Here is a 13,826-nt window from a genome sequence, read left to right as displayed (position 1 = left end):
GACGCTCCCCCGTCCCACCAACCTCTCACGTCATGGCCGGCCCTGTGCCGGCCATCCCGATCCGGGAGAGCGCGGCGTTCCAAACGATCGAGATCACCGGGACAAGCCCGGTGATGACGAGGAGGGTGTCAGGATCGAGAGTGTCAGGACCCACAATGCCGATCCGGACGGGCACATCGCCTCACAGGGGCGGAACCACCGGTCCAGGGCCGGGAGCGGGTTGTCCGGTCGACCGCCGCGTATCGGCCCTCAGGTGGCCGCCAAAGCCATCTGGGCGTCGCGGCGGATGCGCTCGACCATGGACCTGACGCCATTGGAGCGCTGCGGGGTCAGGTGCTCCGACAGGCCGAGTTCCTTGAACAGTCCGAGCGCGTCCGTCGCGAGAGCGTCCGAGGCCGTCTTGCCGCTGTAGAGGGAAATCAGGAGCGCCACGAGGCCGCGCACGATATGGGCGTCGCTGTCGCCGCGCAGATGCAGGACGGGATTGCCCTCCCGCCGGTCGAGATCGGTCTGGAGCCAGACCTGGCTGGCGCAGCCCTGAACCTTGTTGATGTCGTTATGCGCCTCGTCGGACAAGGGCTCCATGAGCCGGCCGAGCTCGATGAGGTAGCGGTAGCGCTCCTCCCACTCGTCGAGCAGGTCGAAGTTGGAAACGATGTCGTCGATGGTCGGCAGCATGGCGATCCTGCGGTGTCTGCCGGACATATAATCATCGCCGGTCTGTTTGGCGACCGAGGGCGCCGCCTTTACATGCGAGGCTTGGACGCAGCCGGCGCCCGATCCTCGGGCCGCAGGGTGTCCGTCGGCTTGGCGGGACCGGCCGCCGGGAAGCCGGAGGTGGTCAGGATCTTGTCGACAACGGCCTGCTTGGCGCTGTCGGGAAGGGCCTTCCAGACGGTCTCGAGATGTCCGGGCCGATTCTCCGCGGTCGACTTCTCGGGAGTGGCTTCGCTCGTCTTCGGGGCGAGGAGGGCCTGGAGGTCGGCCGTTCCCTCGCCGTGCTGGCGGACGGGCGAGTAGTAGAAAATGGCCCCGACGATGAGGATGAAGCGCAGAATCGAAAACATGAGGCGGTCGGGTGCTGAAACGAGGATCGATGCAGCATCATAACGGAGTTGGGCCGGCTGCGCCCGGGAGGCGCGCGAGGAATCTGGAAACAGGATGAACGAAGTCTTGCCGGGCCAGCGCTGCGCCAAGTCTCTGAAAACAAAGTCGAAATTTTGGGCGCCTGAGGGCCGGGCCGGGCCGGCCGCTTGGGCCGGGCCCCGTTTCGGCCGCACGGCCAAGGCAATTAGGTTTCGCTTAAACCGGCTCTGTCAGGCTTTGCCGTGAGAAAGACAGAAAACGGTGCCTGGACGCCTTGCCTTGCGGGACGTGAAGACCAGAACGACATCCATCTTCGAAGACGGAAACGACTGCCTTGCGTGAAGCTTTTGTCGACCATCCCGATGACGACCTCGACCTGCCGGCGGTCGTGCGCCGGAAGGCTCCGGCCCGACCGACCCAGAAGCGTGCGGCCAGGCCGCCGCGCAGGCCGGGCCTCGGCGAGAGGGCCGCGTCCTTCGTGGTCGAGCATCCGCGTCAGATCCTGGCGGCCCTCTTCCTCACCGGATGCGGCGGCATGATCGCCTGGAACGCCCTGGCGCTCCAGATCAGCCGCCATCCGGCGCCGCTCTTCACCACCCGGGAGGTCGTGCTGGCGCCGGAGCCGGACACCGAAGCCGGAATCGCCCGTCCGCTGCCGCCGGCCCGTCCCGGCTCCAGGCCCGCCGACGAGCCGGCACAGGCGGCCGCGCCTCATGAGGCAGTCGCCCATGCCCTTGCGGAGGCGGCGCCGGCCGCCGTGCCGAAGCCGCCCGCCCGCAATCCCATCGCCGAGATGATCCGCAACGGCGGCCAGCCCGTCGCAGCTGCGCCTGTGCCGGCGCGAGCCCCGCAGGCCTCCGCTCCCGCCGCGCCGGTCCCGGCCGCACCCGCGCCTGCCGCCCCACCGGTGCGCAGTGCCGCGCGCGATCCCATCGCCGACATGATCCGCATGGGCGGCCCGGTCCCGGTTCCGCCCGGCAACGTGGGCAGGCCCGACCAGGGCGACGTGGTTCTCGCCGGCCAGCGTGCCCTCGCACGGCTGGGTTACAGCGTGAAGGTGGACGGGCTGATGGGCTCGGGCACGCGGCAGGCCATCGAGCGCTTCGAGCAGGACCGCCGGCTGCCGGTCACCGGCGAGCTGAACGCCAGGACCGTCCGCGAGCTCTCCGCCGCCTCCGGCGTCGCGGTCCCGTAGTGTCCCGGCTCCGCTCGGACTTCTGGGTGTCCGCCTATCTGCGCCGGTGCTCGGTGGAAGGTGTCGACGCCGCTCTGCGCAAGCGCGGCGCCGCCGAGGCCGGTGCGATCTTCATCAAGGTCGATCAGCTCGACGGCACCGCGAGCCTTTACGGTCCCGCGCCGCAGCTCTTCCTCGACGAGAGCGGCGAGCGCCTGTTCGCGCCGATCCTGCAGGGCGTGATGCCCCTCGACGTGGAGGAGCGCATGGCCCGCGAGCTCCGCTTCGACCCGGACCTCTGGCTGGTCGAGGTCGACGACCGGGCAGGGCGCCATTTCCTCGACCTTGCGGCAGACGATTAGGCGACTGGCCAAAGCCTGCAGGTCGCACCGGCCGCCGGCTTCAGCGAGGGCGTCGACGATGCGTCGAGCGCGCTGCCGGGCAGGGGAGAGAACCCGGGTGCAGCCGCCATGGCGACCATGGTCAGCGACAGGGCGTTCGACAATGCTTCGCCGTCGAAGAAATGCGGCGATTTTCTCACTCGCTTCGTCCAGATCGTAGAAATGCCGGCGGGGCGGTCCGACGCTGTCAGAGAGGGCGGCCGACGCTCATGGTCGCGCGGAATTCGGCATCGTCGTCGATGAACATGTCCTCGGTGCCGGCGCCCATCGCGTCGAAGAAGCGGCTGACGAAGCAGCGGAAGGCGGCGCACAGGGCGATGTCGCAGATCTGCTGGTCCGAGAACCCGGCCGTGCGCAGCCGGTCGATGTCGGCCGCGGTGACCTGGGAGGCCTCCTGTACGACCTTCTCGGCGTAGGCCAGCATCGCCACGTCCCGGTGGGGCAAGCCCGCGGTCCGGAAATCGCGCTGAACCGCCAGGACGGTCTCCTTCGAGCCGAGATCGGCGATGAGCTGCTTGCTGTAGACATGGGAGCAATAGGTCGACGGGATGTGCTTTGCGGCGATCAGCGTGATCAGCCGCCATTCCCGCAATCCGAGCGAAAAGCCTGCGCGGATCCGGTCCGAGAAATCCGTATAGATCGGCAGGAGATCCGGCCGGGCCGTGAAGCATTTCGCGGCTTCCATCACGAAACCGAGCTGCGCTTTCTGCTTTTCGTAGATTTCCGCGACCTGGCCGGTGGCTTGCTCTTCCTCGATCGTGTGCAGGTACATTCGACCCTCCGGGCAGATCGCCGATGCAGGCAATCTAGCAGAATGCCGGTCGGTCCGGCAGTCATTCCCATGGCGTCGTGGGACGAAGGGCGCGAATCTCTTCGGACACTACGCGAGGACTTCCCCGGAGAATGCCCTGACATCCAGGATGGACTCGACGACCACGAGCGCGACGGGAGCGGGAACGTCGCGCAGCTCCCGGATCAGCTCCCGGATCGTGGAGAGTGGATAGGACAGAGCCGGGTGCAAGGTGAGGAAGATCCTGATCGCGTCCCTTCGCGTCACTCCGAGGGCCTTCAGCGCGAGAGCAAGAATCCGATGGCGTCCGATTTCGAGGAGACGCCATTCCGTCGAGGCGGGAAAGCCGAAAAGCGTGGTGAGGAGATGCTCGAGCCGACGGTCGTCGCCCTTGAGACATGTGGCCAGCAGATCGGCCAGATCCTGCTCCGTCAACGTGAACGCCACCGTGGCGCGCCGGTGGGCCAGGGCCTGTGCGACCCGGTCCCGGATGACCTTGCGACGCTCCGGATCGGCCGTGAGATAAAGGGATGCCAGCGCTGACGTCGGGAGGTCGGCGCGTGTGAGAAGAAGGGACGCGAGGGCGGGACGGCAGCGGGCACGCCGCAGGAGATCTGCGAAAGACGCGGTGTCCGGAGCAAAAGCCGGGTTGGCCGCGAGCGCGTCCTCGACCGCGCTCTCACGCAATGCGAGCAATCGCGGGATGGCTGCCGCATCGATGTCCGGCTGCGATGCCAGGGCGAGGCGCCCCTCGGGCGTCGCCAGCTGCTTCGTGCCAAGCGCCGGCGGCAGCCGTGCCGCGTGCCGGAGCACGATCGCGCGCACATCGGGTGAATGCCGCGAAAGGTAGTCGAGCACCGAGATCGGCGTATCCGGGCATGGTGCGAGGATGCGGGCCAGCTCGAGAAGGGTCGCAGAATCGGCCTTCGGCAGGAAGCCCAGGACGAGGGTCTCGAACGTTTCGATGCTCTCGCGGTCGCGCGTCGGCGCGGCAACGAACATGTCCGCGTTCACTTTTAGGAGAGCAGAGCACGCATCGGATCGGCCCGCCGAGGATCCGAATCCGGACAGGTCCGACCACAGATCGGGATTGGCAGAGGGCACCATGCTCACACTCGCTTCAACGCAGCCGAGCGAAGGCTAGGAGCCCTTCCTTAGCGCATCTTTAATGGGAGGCGGCCACCCGGTTCTAGGCGTCCTCCTCAGGGAACATAAGCGCGGCAGTGATTGTTGTTTTCATGTCAGGGCAAGCAATTTTCTGCAGCGCAGAGCCCCGCGGAAACGAACTGTTAACCATAGGTCACTTTTTGTGAGTCAGTCATAGAGGCAGTCAGTGGCACGATAGAGGAGGGCACAATGCGAGACGTCTGGACCAGATCACCGGGAGTGGTGATCGCCTTTCCGGATCATTCCGAGCGTCCACAGCGCCCAGTTCTGTCCGCCGGCGAGCCTCGAGGCGAGATCCTTCTCTTCACCGGCGTGCGCTATGAGCGGCCTTCTCCCAACCCCGGTCCTTCCCGTCCCCTGGCCTCCAACAGCCCGGGACGTCGCCGCTCGTAGTCCATCCTGATTTTCATGACGATGAGGCGCCGTTAGGCGCCACGCGGCGGGCTTGCCAGACGGTGCATCATGAGCGCCGCATCCGGCCCGTAGCTCGCAAGTTTCGCCTTCAGGCCTTCTGCGGCCAGCACGCGAAAGCCAGCTTTCTCCCAGAACGTCTGAGACTTGTTGACGGCGACGAGCGACAGATTGTCGAAGCCGGCCTCCCGGGCGTGAGCAATCAGCCTGTCCGTCACCTGCGCGGCGTAGCCCCTGCCGCGCGCGGTCGGCAGCAGGGCTACGTCGTGGATGTAATAGGTCGTCGGGCTGGACGGGAGTTCCCCCAGCAGCCTGTTCAGCCGTGGCGGCTCCCCGAGGTGCCAGGGATGGGTGAACGCGTACCCGATGGCGTGTTCATCCTCGGTCAGCATGAAACACCCCGTTGGATAAAGACGCTGACGTTCGGCCAGCACGGCCCTGTCTTCCGGGTGGTCGACATGGATCATGTCCGCGAGAACCTGCACCTGGGCGAGATCCTCGGGCGTCATGAGGCGCCAGGCCATAGGGTCAGGGGTCCTGCTCGGCCGTGCAGGACACGGCCTTGGCGGCTTCCTCGGCCTGCGGCCGCAGACTCGGGCTGGGAGCCGCCACGCGCACGATCACGAAGCCCTGCTGTTCCGGGGCGACGATCCGGACGTCGCGCGACGGGTCGTTCTCATCCTCGGCGGCGCGTGCCTCGTCGAGTTGACGGGCCGTCATGGCGACGATCTCGAGTTCGCCCCGCACGGCGGCACGATCGGTGACGGCAAAGAACACGCCGCCCGACTCCTTGTGAAACGAGAAGGATAGCGGGAGCGACCCGGTCTGAGCCGCAACGCGCATGGGGCCGTTGCGCAGGTCGAACGCGCAGGCCGCCACGGCGACGGCCGGATCCGGGCGCGGCAGCCAGGTGCTCTCGCCGCCCGGTGCGCTGATGATCTGCGCCTTGTCGGCGGTCAGCGTGCTCTGGACCTTGGCGAAGGCATCCTGTTCGGCAAGGTACGGACTTGCGAGGATGGCCGCGATATGAACCCCCGCGGCGATCACGATGCCGCACAGCGTGGCGATGAAGAAGCGACCGAAGCCTCTCATGATCCGCACCCCAGGCGCTGGATGACGGGAAAATCGACCTCTTCCAGGTTCGCGCCGGCAGCCCCGGGGGGATCGTAGAGCCGCAGGGCGACCGCGAAGGATCCCGAGGCGGGAAGCTGGAGCCAGTTGCCAGGCTGGAGCGTGCGGGACAGGACGATGCTGAACCGGTCCTGCGTGTCCCGAAGCAGTTCAGCCGAGGTGAAGCTCCGGCGTCCGAGCTCCGTCACCGGAAGCCGCCCGTCTCCGTCGTAGAGGGTGAGCGTCCAGACCCGCGCGACGGGGGCGACAGCCCCGACCGCGTAGGTGCAGGCAGAGTCGAACGGCATGCCGTCGCTGTCGGTCCGGGCGGTGAAGCCGAGCCCCTCGCCGGTGGCGAGAGGAATGTCGCCGCGCCGGGCGAGGATCGCGCGCATGTAGGGATCAGCCTCCGGCGATCCGAGCTTCGGCCAGGCCTGCCAGGGGCCGAGACGCAGGCTTCCGAAAGGCGGGTCGCCGTTGATGGCCCAATAGGCGGAGCCCAGCCCCAACCCCAGCGCCAGAAGCAGCGCATAGACGACGAGAAAGGCCGTCGGGACACGTCTGACGGTCAGGGATGACGCCGAGCGCGATGGCGCACGCATGGACGCGGCCGGATGGGCGTTCGTCAAGGGAGCCTCGGTCTGCATCGTTACGGCATGGCCACTTGGCGACGGCCATTGACGGCGGAACTGCTCGGCGTCTCCGGAGCCTTGCCCATCGTGGCGGAGCGGTCGATCGACTGGAACAGGCTGCCGATGCCGCCCAGAACCTCATAGGACTTGCGGGAGAGCGTGCCGGCCAGGAACGCTTGCGTCGGGGCCTGGGCCTGATCGGCCGCCGGCCCCTTGGCGGAGGCCACCCGGGAGGCATTCGCCGGGCTTGCGCCCGGGATGGGGCGGATCTCAAGGTTCTGGTGAGCGACCCCCATCACCTCATGCCATGTCATGGCCGGAAGGGTGCCGCCGGTCATCTCGTTCATGGGGCTCGAATCGTCGTTGCCGTACCAGACGCTGGCGACGAGGTTTCCGGTGAAGCCCACGAACCATGCATCCTTGTACCCGTTCGTGGTGCCGGTCTTGCCCGCGACCGGAATGCCCTCGAGCGCCGCGCGCTTGCCGGTGCCTTCCTCGACCACCTTGTTGAGCATGAAATTCATGTCGTTCACCACGCGGGTGTCGAGCACCTGCTTGGGCGGCGTATCCCGGTCGTGGCGGTAGATGACCTCGCCCGACGAGTTGCGGACCTCCCAGGCGGCATAGGGGTCGGCGCGCTTTCCGCCATTGGCGAAGACCGCGTAGGATGCCGCCATGTCGATCGGGGTGACCTCGGCTGCGCCGATGGGCAGCGAACTCGAATCCGTCAGCGGGTGGGTCAGGCCCATGCGCTTGGCCGTGTCGATGATCACCGCCCGGCCGGCCTTGGCATTGCCTTTGCCGATTTCGAGCGACATGCGGACCGGGATGGAGTTGATCGATCGCGCCAGGGCCGAGACAAGGGGCATGGAGCCGGAGAAGGAGCGGCCGTAATTCTGCGGGCACCAGTTGCCCAGGCAGATCGGCTGGTCGACGACGACCGAGTTGGGGCGCAGCTTCGGATTGGTCGTCAGGGCGGCGGCATAGACGAAGGGCTTGAACGACGAGCCGGGCTGCCGCAGGCCGGCCGTGGCGCGGTTGAACTGGCTCTGGCCGTAGTCCCGCCCGCCGACGATCGTGCGCACGGCGCCGTCCACGTCCATGACGACGATCGCGCCCTGGCCGGCCTTGTACTGGCGGCCGTGCTGGCGAAGCATGTTCTCCAGGGTCTCTTCCGTGTGCCGCTGGAGGGCCGTGTCGAGGGGCGTCTTCACGATCAGCACGCGCTCGTGACCGAATTTCTTCTGAGAGGCCAGACCCTTGACCTGATCATAGGCCCAGTCGAGGTAAAAGTCCGGGGTCGTCTCGCGCTCCCGGTTCACCGGCGTCGCAGGGTTCCGGCGGGCCGTCTGGATCTGGCCCTCGGTCAGGAACCCGGCCTCGACCATGTTGCGCAGGACCTCGTTCGCCCGGGCGCGGGCGGCGGGCAGGTTCACGTGCGGGGCGTATTTGGTCGGAGCCTTGAACAGGCCGGCCAGCATGGCGGATTCGGCCAGGGTCAGCTCCTTGGCGGGTTTGCTGAAATAATAGTCGGCCGCCGCTACGACGCCATGGGCGCCACCGCCCATATACGCCCGGTCGAGATAGAGCTTGAGGATCTCGTCCTTGGTCAGATGGAACTCCAGCCACACCGCCAGGAAGGCTTCCTTGATCTTGCGCTCCAAGGAGCGCTCGTTGGTGAGGAAGAGGTTCTTGGCCAATTGCTGGGTGATGGAGGAGCCGCCCTGCACCACGCCGCCGCCCTGGGCATTCACCACGACGGCCCGGAAGGTGCCGATCGGATCGATGCCCCAATGGTCATAGAAGCGCCGGTCTTCCGTCGCCAGCGCGGCCTTGATCATGTAGTCCGGGAAATCCTCCAGCTTGTAGGAATCGTCGAGGTGCAGGCCGCGCCGCCCGACCTCCTGTCCGTAACGATCGAGGAAAGTGACGGCGAGATCCTGTGTCTTGAGCCAGTCATCCTCGGTTTCGCGGAACGCCGGCAGGGCGAGCGCCAGCATGACGACCGCGCCCAAGGAGCCCAGGGTCGTGGCCTCGCTGGTCAGATCCAGGATGACCCGAAGGGGGCCGCGGAACCGCAGGCACTTCATCTTCTCCGAGTACCAGCCCCAGGCACCCGCCAGTCCACGTCCGCTCTGGAACAGCGCGGAGTTGAGCCACGCATCGAACCAAAGCGCCGCGCGCTTGATCCGCGTCGTAAAAGGGATGGGGGGCTGCTGGCTCACGGTGGTCCTTTGGGCAGTCAGAGACCTGACATGCCTCGATTATGATCTTTGAATTCCCTAGAGCATCGGTCCCAAAAGAGGAATGCACTTTCGGGATGCATCCGAGGCTCGGCCTTCTCGGTAACGCCTCGCGCGGAAAGATGAGCCCGGTCCCCTTTGTGCTGACGCGGACTTCCCGTTCTGCCCGATACGCTGGCGGCGACGCCGAAGCGTGGCGCTGCTGATATATATAACTCAGAACCTTGTTTGTAGGTTCACAGAGATTTACCTCTTAGGAAGTAAGGGCGGCCTTCCGTGCGGATTAGCACGTTCCTTCAAACCGCCTCAATGAGACGTCAAAGCGCCCCTATGCCAAACGCCGCACCCGTCATTCGCCCTCTGCCGGAGGAGCAGCCCTTCTGGCGCGCGAAGTCGCTCGAAGCCATGAGCCTCGATGAATGGGAGAGCCTGTGCGACGGATGCGGACGCTGCTGCCTGGTCAAGCTCGAGGACGAGGATACGGCCGAGGTGATGTACACGGACGTGGGCTGCACTCTTCTCGACGACCAGACCTGCCGCTGCCGCGACTATCCAAACCGTCAGGCCAAGGTGGCCGATTGCGTCCGTCTGACGCCTCAGGCGGTGCGCAGCCTCTCGTGGCTGCCCGAGACCTGCGCCTATCGCCTTCTCGCCGAGGGTCACGACCTCTACTGGTGGCACCCGCTCGTCTCGGGGGACCCGGAGACGGTGCATGCGGCCGGGATCTCTGTCCGTGACCGGGTCGCAGGACCGGAGGAGGAGTTCACGATCGCCGAACTCCTGGAGCGCATCACCGACTGGCCGATGGAAGACCCGGGCGCCAGAAACGAGTGACCGCTCGGCGGTCGAATCGCAAGGCCGCCGTTCCAGGGGGCGTCCTTGGCGCGTGCCAGCCCACGCACCCCTCCGTGCAGCGTTCGAAGGTCCTGTTCATCCTGCAGGACAAACCGCCGCAGATCCCGTGCTCTCAAGCCTCTGACGTATTCCTCCGCACCCTGGGAAAGCGCGGCGACCCGGTCTCGCCACCGGCGCCTGGGAGCCTGAGGCATCGGGTGCGACGCGCGATTCTACCCCTTTAGAGTCACCCTCATCTCTTTCGGGTAATTGCCACGGTCGCGCCTAAAGGCAAACCTTATCGACCCCGCAACAGCTCTGATCCCACTATTCTTCAGAATAATTTCCAAACAGGGTGGTTCTATGCCTGCTATTGCTACTTACGGCATGACTGGAAATGCGTATATCGATGGTGTTCTCGGCGATTATAAATGGGCGTCTAACAGCTTAATCTATAGCTTTCCTACGATTGGTTCCGACTACGGAAATTCTTACGGTACAGCGGAGAACATTACGAATTTCGGCAGCCTTAGTGCAGTTCAGCAGACGACCGCACGCAATGCTCTGAAGACATATGCGGCAGTCGCGAACCTGGCATTCACCGAAAGCGGCGAAACCGCAACGCAGCACGCCGACATCCGCTTTGCGATGTCCGACAAGACCGAGTCGGCCTGGGCCTACCTCCCCAATACGGCGGCCGAAGGTGGGGATGTCTGGTTCAACAGCTCAAACGGCTATTTCACCAGCCCCGTGAAGGGCAACTACGCCTTCATGGTGTTCCTGCACGAGCTCGGGCACGCGCTCGGGCTCGAGCACACGCATGAAGGCAACGTCATGCCGCAGGACCGAGACTCGCTGGAGTATACGGTCATGAGCTATCGCTCCTATGTCGGGGCCTCGAACACGGCAGGCTACACGAATGAAACCTGGAGCTATGCGCAGTCGCTGATGATGTACGATATCGCGGCCGTGCAGCAGATGTACGGGGCAAACTACGCCACCAATGGCGGCAACTCGACCTATGCGTGGAGTCCGACGACCGGAGAGATGTCCATCAACGGGGTCGGCCAGGGGAGGCCGGGCGCCAACAAGGTCTTCCTCACGATCTGGGACGGGGGTGGAAACGATACCTACGACCTTTCCGCCTATACATCGAACCTCACTATCGATCTCCGTCCCGGTGAATGGATCAAGACGTCCACGGCTCAACTGGCGAAACTGAACTGGGAGGGCACGAAAACGGCCGCCGGCAACATCGCCAATGCCTTGCTTTTCCAGGGCGATGCCCGGTCGCTCATCGAGAATGCCGTCGGCGGATCGGGCAATGATTCCCTGACCGGTAACGATGGCGCCAACCTGCTCAGAGCCGGTTCCGGCTCGGACAGGCTGTACGGCATCGGAGGAAGCGACTCACTTGAGGGAGGTGCGGGAGCCGATACGCTCGCCGGAGGCGCCGGGGCTGACATCTTCGATTTCAACTCCGTCAAGGATTCTCTCCCAAACGCGCGGGATACGATCCAGGACTTCCTGCGGGGCTCCGACCGCATCGATCTGCGCACCATCGATGCCAACACGGCGGCCGGCGGGGATCAGGCATTCTCGTTCATCGGCAACAAGGCGTTCACGGGTGCGAGCGGACAGCTGGCCTTCTCCGGCAGCGTGCTCTCCGGGGACGTCAACGGCGACAAGATCGCGGATTTCCGCATCAATGTCGCAGGAATCACAACCCTCGCCGCGAGCGACTTCCTTCTCTGATGGAGGTTCGAGGAGATCCGCCGATGAGTGACTGGATCGACTTCGATCGGTGGCCAAGCTGCGCGCAGCTGGAGCGGCCCGGCTTCGTGTTCGAGGTCAGGAACGGGGAGGGCCGCAACCTGCTGACCACCTGCTCCGTTCCCCTCCAACTGCCGTTCGACTGGACGTCGCCCCCAGTGCAGTTTCGCCTCGTCGCGGCGCCAAAGCCGCGCCGCTCCAATCCCATTCCGCCACCACAAATGTGAGATTGTCTGGTCCAGAGCTCGCCCGAGCGGTTTACTGGCCGGGCTTCCGGCGACGCGACGTCAGGGTCGGGCTCGTTCCCTGGGCGACCTGCAGGCAGGTGAGCATGTCCACATAGCTGGGCGTCCCGCCGATCTGCGCTTCCTGCCCGCAGGTCGTGCGCGTGCCCTCCGGCGCGCTGCTCCAGATGTCTCGGAGCTGGCGTTCGGCTGCCGTCTCGTCCCGCATGCAGCTCTCGTAAGGGTTCGTATCCTGTGGAGTGAGGGGCTGGGCCTCCTTGCAGGTTGCCTCGACATTGAAACGGGGGAGCTGCTGCGCCGCAGCTGGCAGGCCTGACAGGGTTCCGAACAGCGCCAACAGACCGAGCTTATAAGCCTTCATGCCAGCCTCCTTCATGTATCGATTTCGTCGGACCCCAACTTCGAACGATCATTCCTGGACTCAAAACGATGCGGGACCTGTCTGGCGAGAAGGTGCAGGACGCGCAGGATCTCATTCCGCCGCATAGAAGCTAATCATAGTGTAAGGCATATGCTCATGCGCTCAAGGGCGTGTTCCTCGGGATTGCAGGCGGCCGTGGGCCTTGTCGGCCTCGCGTGTCTCGCTTGGTCTCACGCCTTCGAATCGGCCTCCCGTCGACCGCCATGGCCCGGCTCGCCCGGGACGTCGGTCTGCTCCCCGAGCGTCTCGCGCACATAAAGCTTCTTCACCAGCACATAGGTGACCACCGCGAGGGGGAAGCCGAAGATCAGCCCCAGGGTCCCGAACAGGACGCTCCCGATCAGGATGGCGAACAGCGCCAAAGCCGGAGGTATGCTGATCACCCGTCGCGCAACCATCGGGAAGATCACGTTGCCCTCGATCTGCTGGATCGCGATAACCGCGACCACGGTCCAGAGCGCCGCCTCGCCGCTCACGCTGAAGGCGATCAGGACGGCCGGCAGCGCTCCCAGGATCGGGCCGAGAAACGGGATGAAATCGGCCATGCCCGCAATGAGGCCGAGCGCAAGCGCGGAGGGCAGGCCGATCAGCCAGAACGCGATGGTCGACAGCACCGCCACACAGGCCATGGCGATCAGCTGCGAGGTCAGCCACAGCTTCAGGGCTTGGCCGGATGCCTGCAGCGAGCTTTCGACCCGCCCATGATGCCTTACGGGAAACAGCTTGACCAAGCCTTGGCGGTAGACGCGCGGCGCGGCCGCGATGTAGAGGCCTGCAATCACCACCAGGATGAAGTCCGCCAGCCCATCCAGAATGGCGCCGCCGATCCCGGCGAGCCGAGCCGCCATTCCGCTGGTCGGCGCATTGTTCACGATCTCCGATAGATCGTCGCTCACTGGGCCGATGCCGAGCTGCTTGCTGAAATTGTCGATTGCCGAAGGCAGCCGCTCGACCACGTTGGAGAACTGGGCCCGAACCTGCGTTCCGAACAGCGTAATGATGGCCAGGAACAGGATGAAGATGAGCAGACTGGCAACGGTCAAGCTCCAGCGGCTGGGCACCCTGAGAAAGCGTTCGAGAGCCTCCGAAGCCGCATGCAGAAGAATGGCCACCAGAACGGCCCCGAAGGCGAGGAGAAGAACATCCGACAGCTTCCACAGGAGGAGGGCGAGCGCCGCTATGCCTAGAACGATCAAGGTCTTACGGACGAATTGCGCGTCGTCCATGTTGCCCCACCCGGAACGGTCCTGATCCATCATCGTTTACGCCTCACGCTGTCTGTTGTGACAATCGAGGCGGCGGGGCTCGGTTCCCTCAATCGATGTCGACGTAGATCCAAGATATTTCAGACTACATCCTTGTGGTTCCGCGGGATCTGTTTGCGCAGTTTCGTAGTTCGGGGGAACGTATTTTAATGTTACCGGTTATCGTGCCATGGAGGGATTCAAATGACTTCGCAAGTCATCTGTTTTATTCTTGGCACTGTGTTTCCGCTCGCAATGGTGGGGTGGCTATTCATCCACTGACCAACGTTTTGAA

At 65.0% G+C, this 13,826-nt stretch carries 17 protein-coding genes; 5 read left to right on the top strand and 12 right to left on the bottom strand.

Annotation, left to right across the window (positions count from 1 at the left end; all coding sequences use genetic code 11):
- Positions 1-25: 25 nt before the first annotated feature.
- The 3 genes from KBI52_RS33490 to KBI52_RS19215 all read right to left on the bottom strand — a co-directional run bounded on the left by KBI52_RS33490 (position 26) and on the right by KBI52_RS19215 (position 1,067).
- A complete protein-coding gene (locus tag KBI52_RS33490; RefSeq protein WP_256439503.1) occupies positions 26-154 on the bottom strand; it encodes a hypothetical protein in 129 nt (42 codons plus the stop codon).
- A 95-nt stretch (positions 155-249) separates the two neighbouring features.
- A complete protein-coding gene (locus KBI52_RS19220; RefSeq protein ID WP_247654501.1) occupies positions 250-705 on the bottom strand; it encodes a SufE family protein in 456 nt (151 codons plus the stop codon).
- Between the two features lie 41 nt (positions 706-746).
- A complete protein-coding gene (locus tag KBI52_RS19215) occupies positions 747-1,067 on the bottom strand; it encodes a hypothetical protein (protein ID WP_210810518.1) in 321 nt (106 codons plus the stop codon).
- 353 nt (positions 1,068-1,420) lie between these two features.
- Between KBI52_RS19215 and KBI52_RS19210 the strand changes: the two genes are divergently transcribed.
- Positions 1,421-2,281: a peptidoglycan-binding domain-containing protein gene (locus KBI52_RS19210; RefSeq protein WP_210810513.1), complete on the top strand. Its 861-nt coding sequence runs from the start codon at positions 1,421-1,423 to the stop codon at positions 2,279-2,281.
- Complete coding sequence (locus KBI52_RS19205) at positions 2,281-2,622, top strand: DUF1491 family protein (RefSeq protein ID WP_173947029.1); 342 nt, start codon at positions 2,281-2,283, stop codon at positions 2,620-2,622. Before KBI52_RS19210 ends, KBI52_RS19205 begins: the two co-directional genes overlap by 1 nt.
- Here KBI52_RS19205 and KBI52_RS19200 read toward each other — a convergent pair.
- The 7 genes from KBI52_RS19200 to KBI52_RS19170 all read right to left on the bottom strand — a co-directional run bounded on the left by KBI52_RS19200 (position 2,619) and on the right by KBI52_RS19170 (position 8,996).
- Entirely contained in the window at positions 2,619-2,801 is a 183-nt protein-coding gene (locus tag KBI52_RS19200) for a hypothetical protein (protein WP_210810536.1), read from the bottom strand. The two genes, KBI52_RS19205 and KBI52_RS19200, sit on opposite strands and share 4 nt — an antisense overlap.
- Positions 2,802-2,848: 47 nt before the next feature.
- Entirely contained in the window at positions 2,849-3,433 is a 585-nt protein-coding gene (locus KBI52_RS19195; RefSeq protein ID WP_210810506.1) for a carboxymuconolactone decarboxylase family protein, read from the bottom strand.
- 108 nt (positions 3,434-3,541) lie between these two features.
- Positions 3,542-4,453, bottom strand: a complete 912-nt coding sequence (locus tag KBI52_RS19190; protein ID WP_210810502.1) for a hypothetical protein — start codon at positions 4,451-4,453, stop codon at positions 3,542-3,544.
- A 590-nt stretch (positions 4,454-5,043) separates the two neighbouring features.
- Positions 5,044-5,553 carry a GNAT family N-acetyltransferase gene (locus KBI52_RS19185; protein ID WP_210810498.1) on the bottom strand — a complete coding sequence of 170 codons (510 nt, stop codon included), beginning with the start codon at positions 5,551-5,553 and terminating at the stop codon, positions 5,044-5,046.
- Positions 5,554-5,557: 4 nt separating this feature from the next.
- On the bottom strand, positions 5,558-6,121 hold the full coding sequence (locus tag KBI52_RS19180) for a hypothetical protein (RefSeq protein ID WP_173947025.1): 564 nt from the start codon (positions 6,119-6,121) through the stop codon (positions 5,558-5,560).
- Positions 6,118-6,768, bottom strand: a complete 651-nt coding sequence (locus KBI52_RS19175) for a DUF1214 domain-containing protein (protein WP_210810493.1) — start codon at positions 6,766-6,768, stop codon at positions 6,118-6,120. Before KBI52_RS19175 ends, KBI52_RS19180 begins: the two co-directional genes overlap by 4 nt.
- A gap of 20 nt (positions 6,769-6,788) precedes the next feature.
- Positions 6,789-8,996 (bottom strand): transglycosylase domain-containing protein, encoded by a 2,208-nt coding sequence (locus tag KBI52_RS19170; protein ID WP_210810490.1) that lies wholly within the window; start codon positions 8,994-8,996, stop codon positions 6,789-6,791.
- Between the two features lie 348 nt (positions 8,997-9,344).
- Between KBI52_RS19170 and KBI52_RS19165 the strand changes: the two genes are divergently transcribed.
- The 3 genes from KBI52_RS19165 to KBI52_RS19155 all read left to right on the top strand — a co-directional run bounded on the left by KBI52_RS19165 (position 9,345) and on the right by KBI52_RS19155 (position 11,848).
- Entirely contained in the window at positions 9,345-9,848 is a 504-nt protein-coding gene (locus KBI52_RS19165; protein WP_173947022.1) for a YcgN family cysteine cluster protein, read from the top strand.
- Positions 9,849-10,211: 363 nt separating this feature from the next.
- Positions 10,212-11,603 carry a M10 family metallopeptidase gene (locus tag KBI52_RS19160; protein ID WP_210810526.1) on the top strand — a complete coding sequence of 464 codons (1,392 nt, stop codon included), beginning with the start codon at positions 10,212-10,214 and terminating at the stop codon, positions 11,601-11,603.
- A gap of 23 nt (positions 11,604-11,626) precedes the next feature.
- Positions 11,627-11,848 carry a hypothetical protein gene (locus KBI52_RS19155; RefSeq protein WP_173947021.1) on the top strand — a complete coding sequence of 74 codons (222 nt, stop codon included), beginning with the start codon at positions 11,627-11,629 and terminating at the stop codon, positions 11,846-11,848.
- 31 nt (positions 11,849-11,879) lie between these two features.
- Here KBI52_RS19155 and KBI52_RS19150 read toward each other — a convergent pair whose 3' ends face one another.
- Together KBI52_RS19150 and KBI52_RS19145 are read right to left on the bottom strand one after the other, a co-directional pair.
- Complete coding sequence (locus tag KBI52_RS19150; RefSeq protein WP_173947020.1) at positions 11,880-12,227, bottom strand: hypothetical protein; 348 nt, start codon at positions 12,225-12,227, stop codon at positions 11,880-11,882.
- Positions 12,228-12,457: 230 nt separating this feature from the next.
- Positions 12,458-13,546 carry an AI-2E family transporter gene (locus KBI52_RS19145; RefSeq protein WP_173947019.1) on the bottom strand — a complete coding sequence of 363 codons (1,089 nt, stop codon included), beginning with the start codon at positions 13,544-13,546 and terminating at the stop codon, positions 12,458-12,460.
- Between the last annotated feature and the right edge of the window lie 280 nt (positions 13,547-13,826).

The organism is Microvirga sp. HBU67558, assembly GCF_018069605.1.
Taxonomy (GTDB): domain Bacteria; phylum Pseudomonadota; class Alphaproteobacteria; order Rhizobiales; family Beijerinckiaceae; genus Microvirga; species Microvirga terrae.
This window is presented reverse-complemented; position numbering and strand designations above follow the sequence as displayed.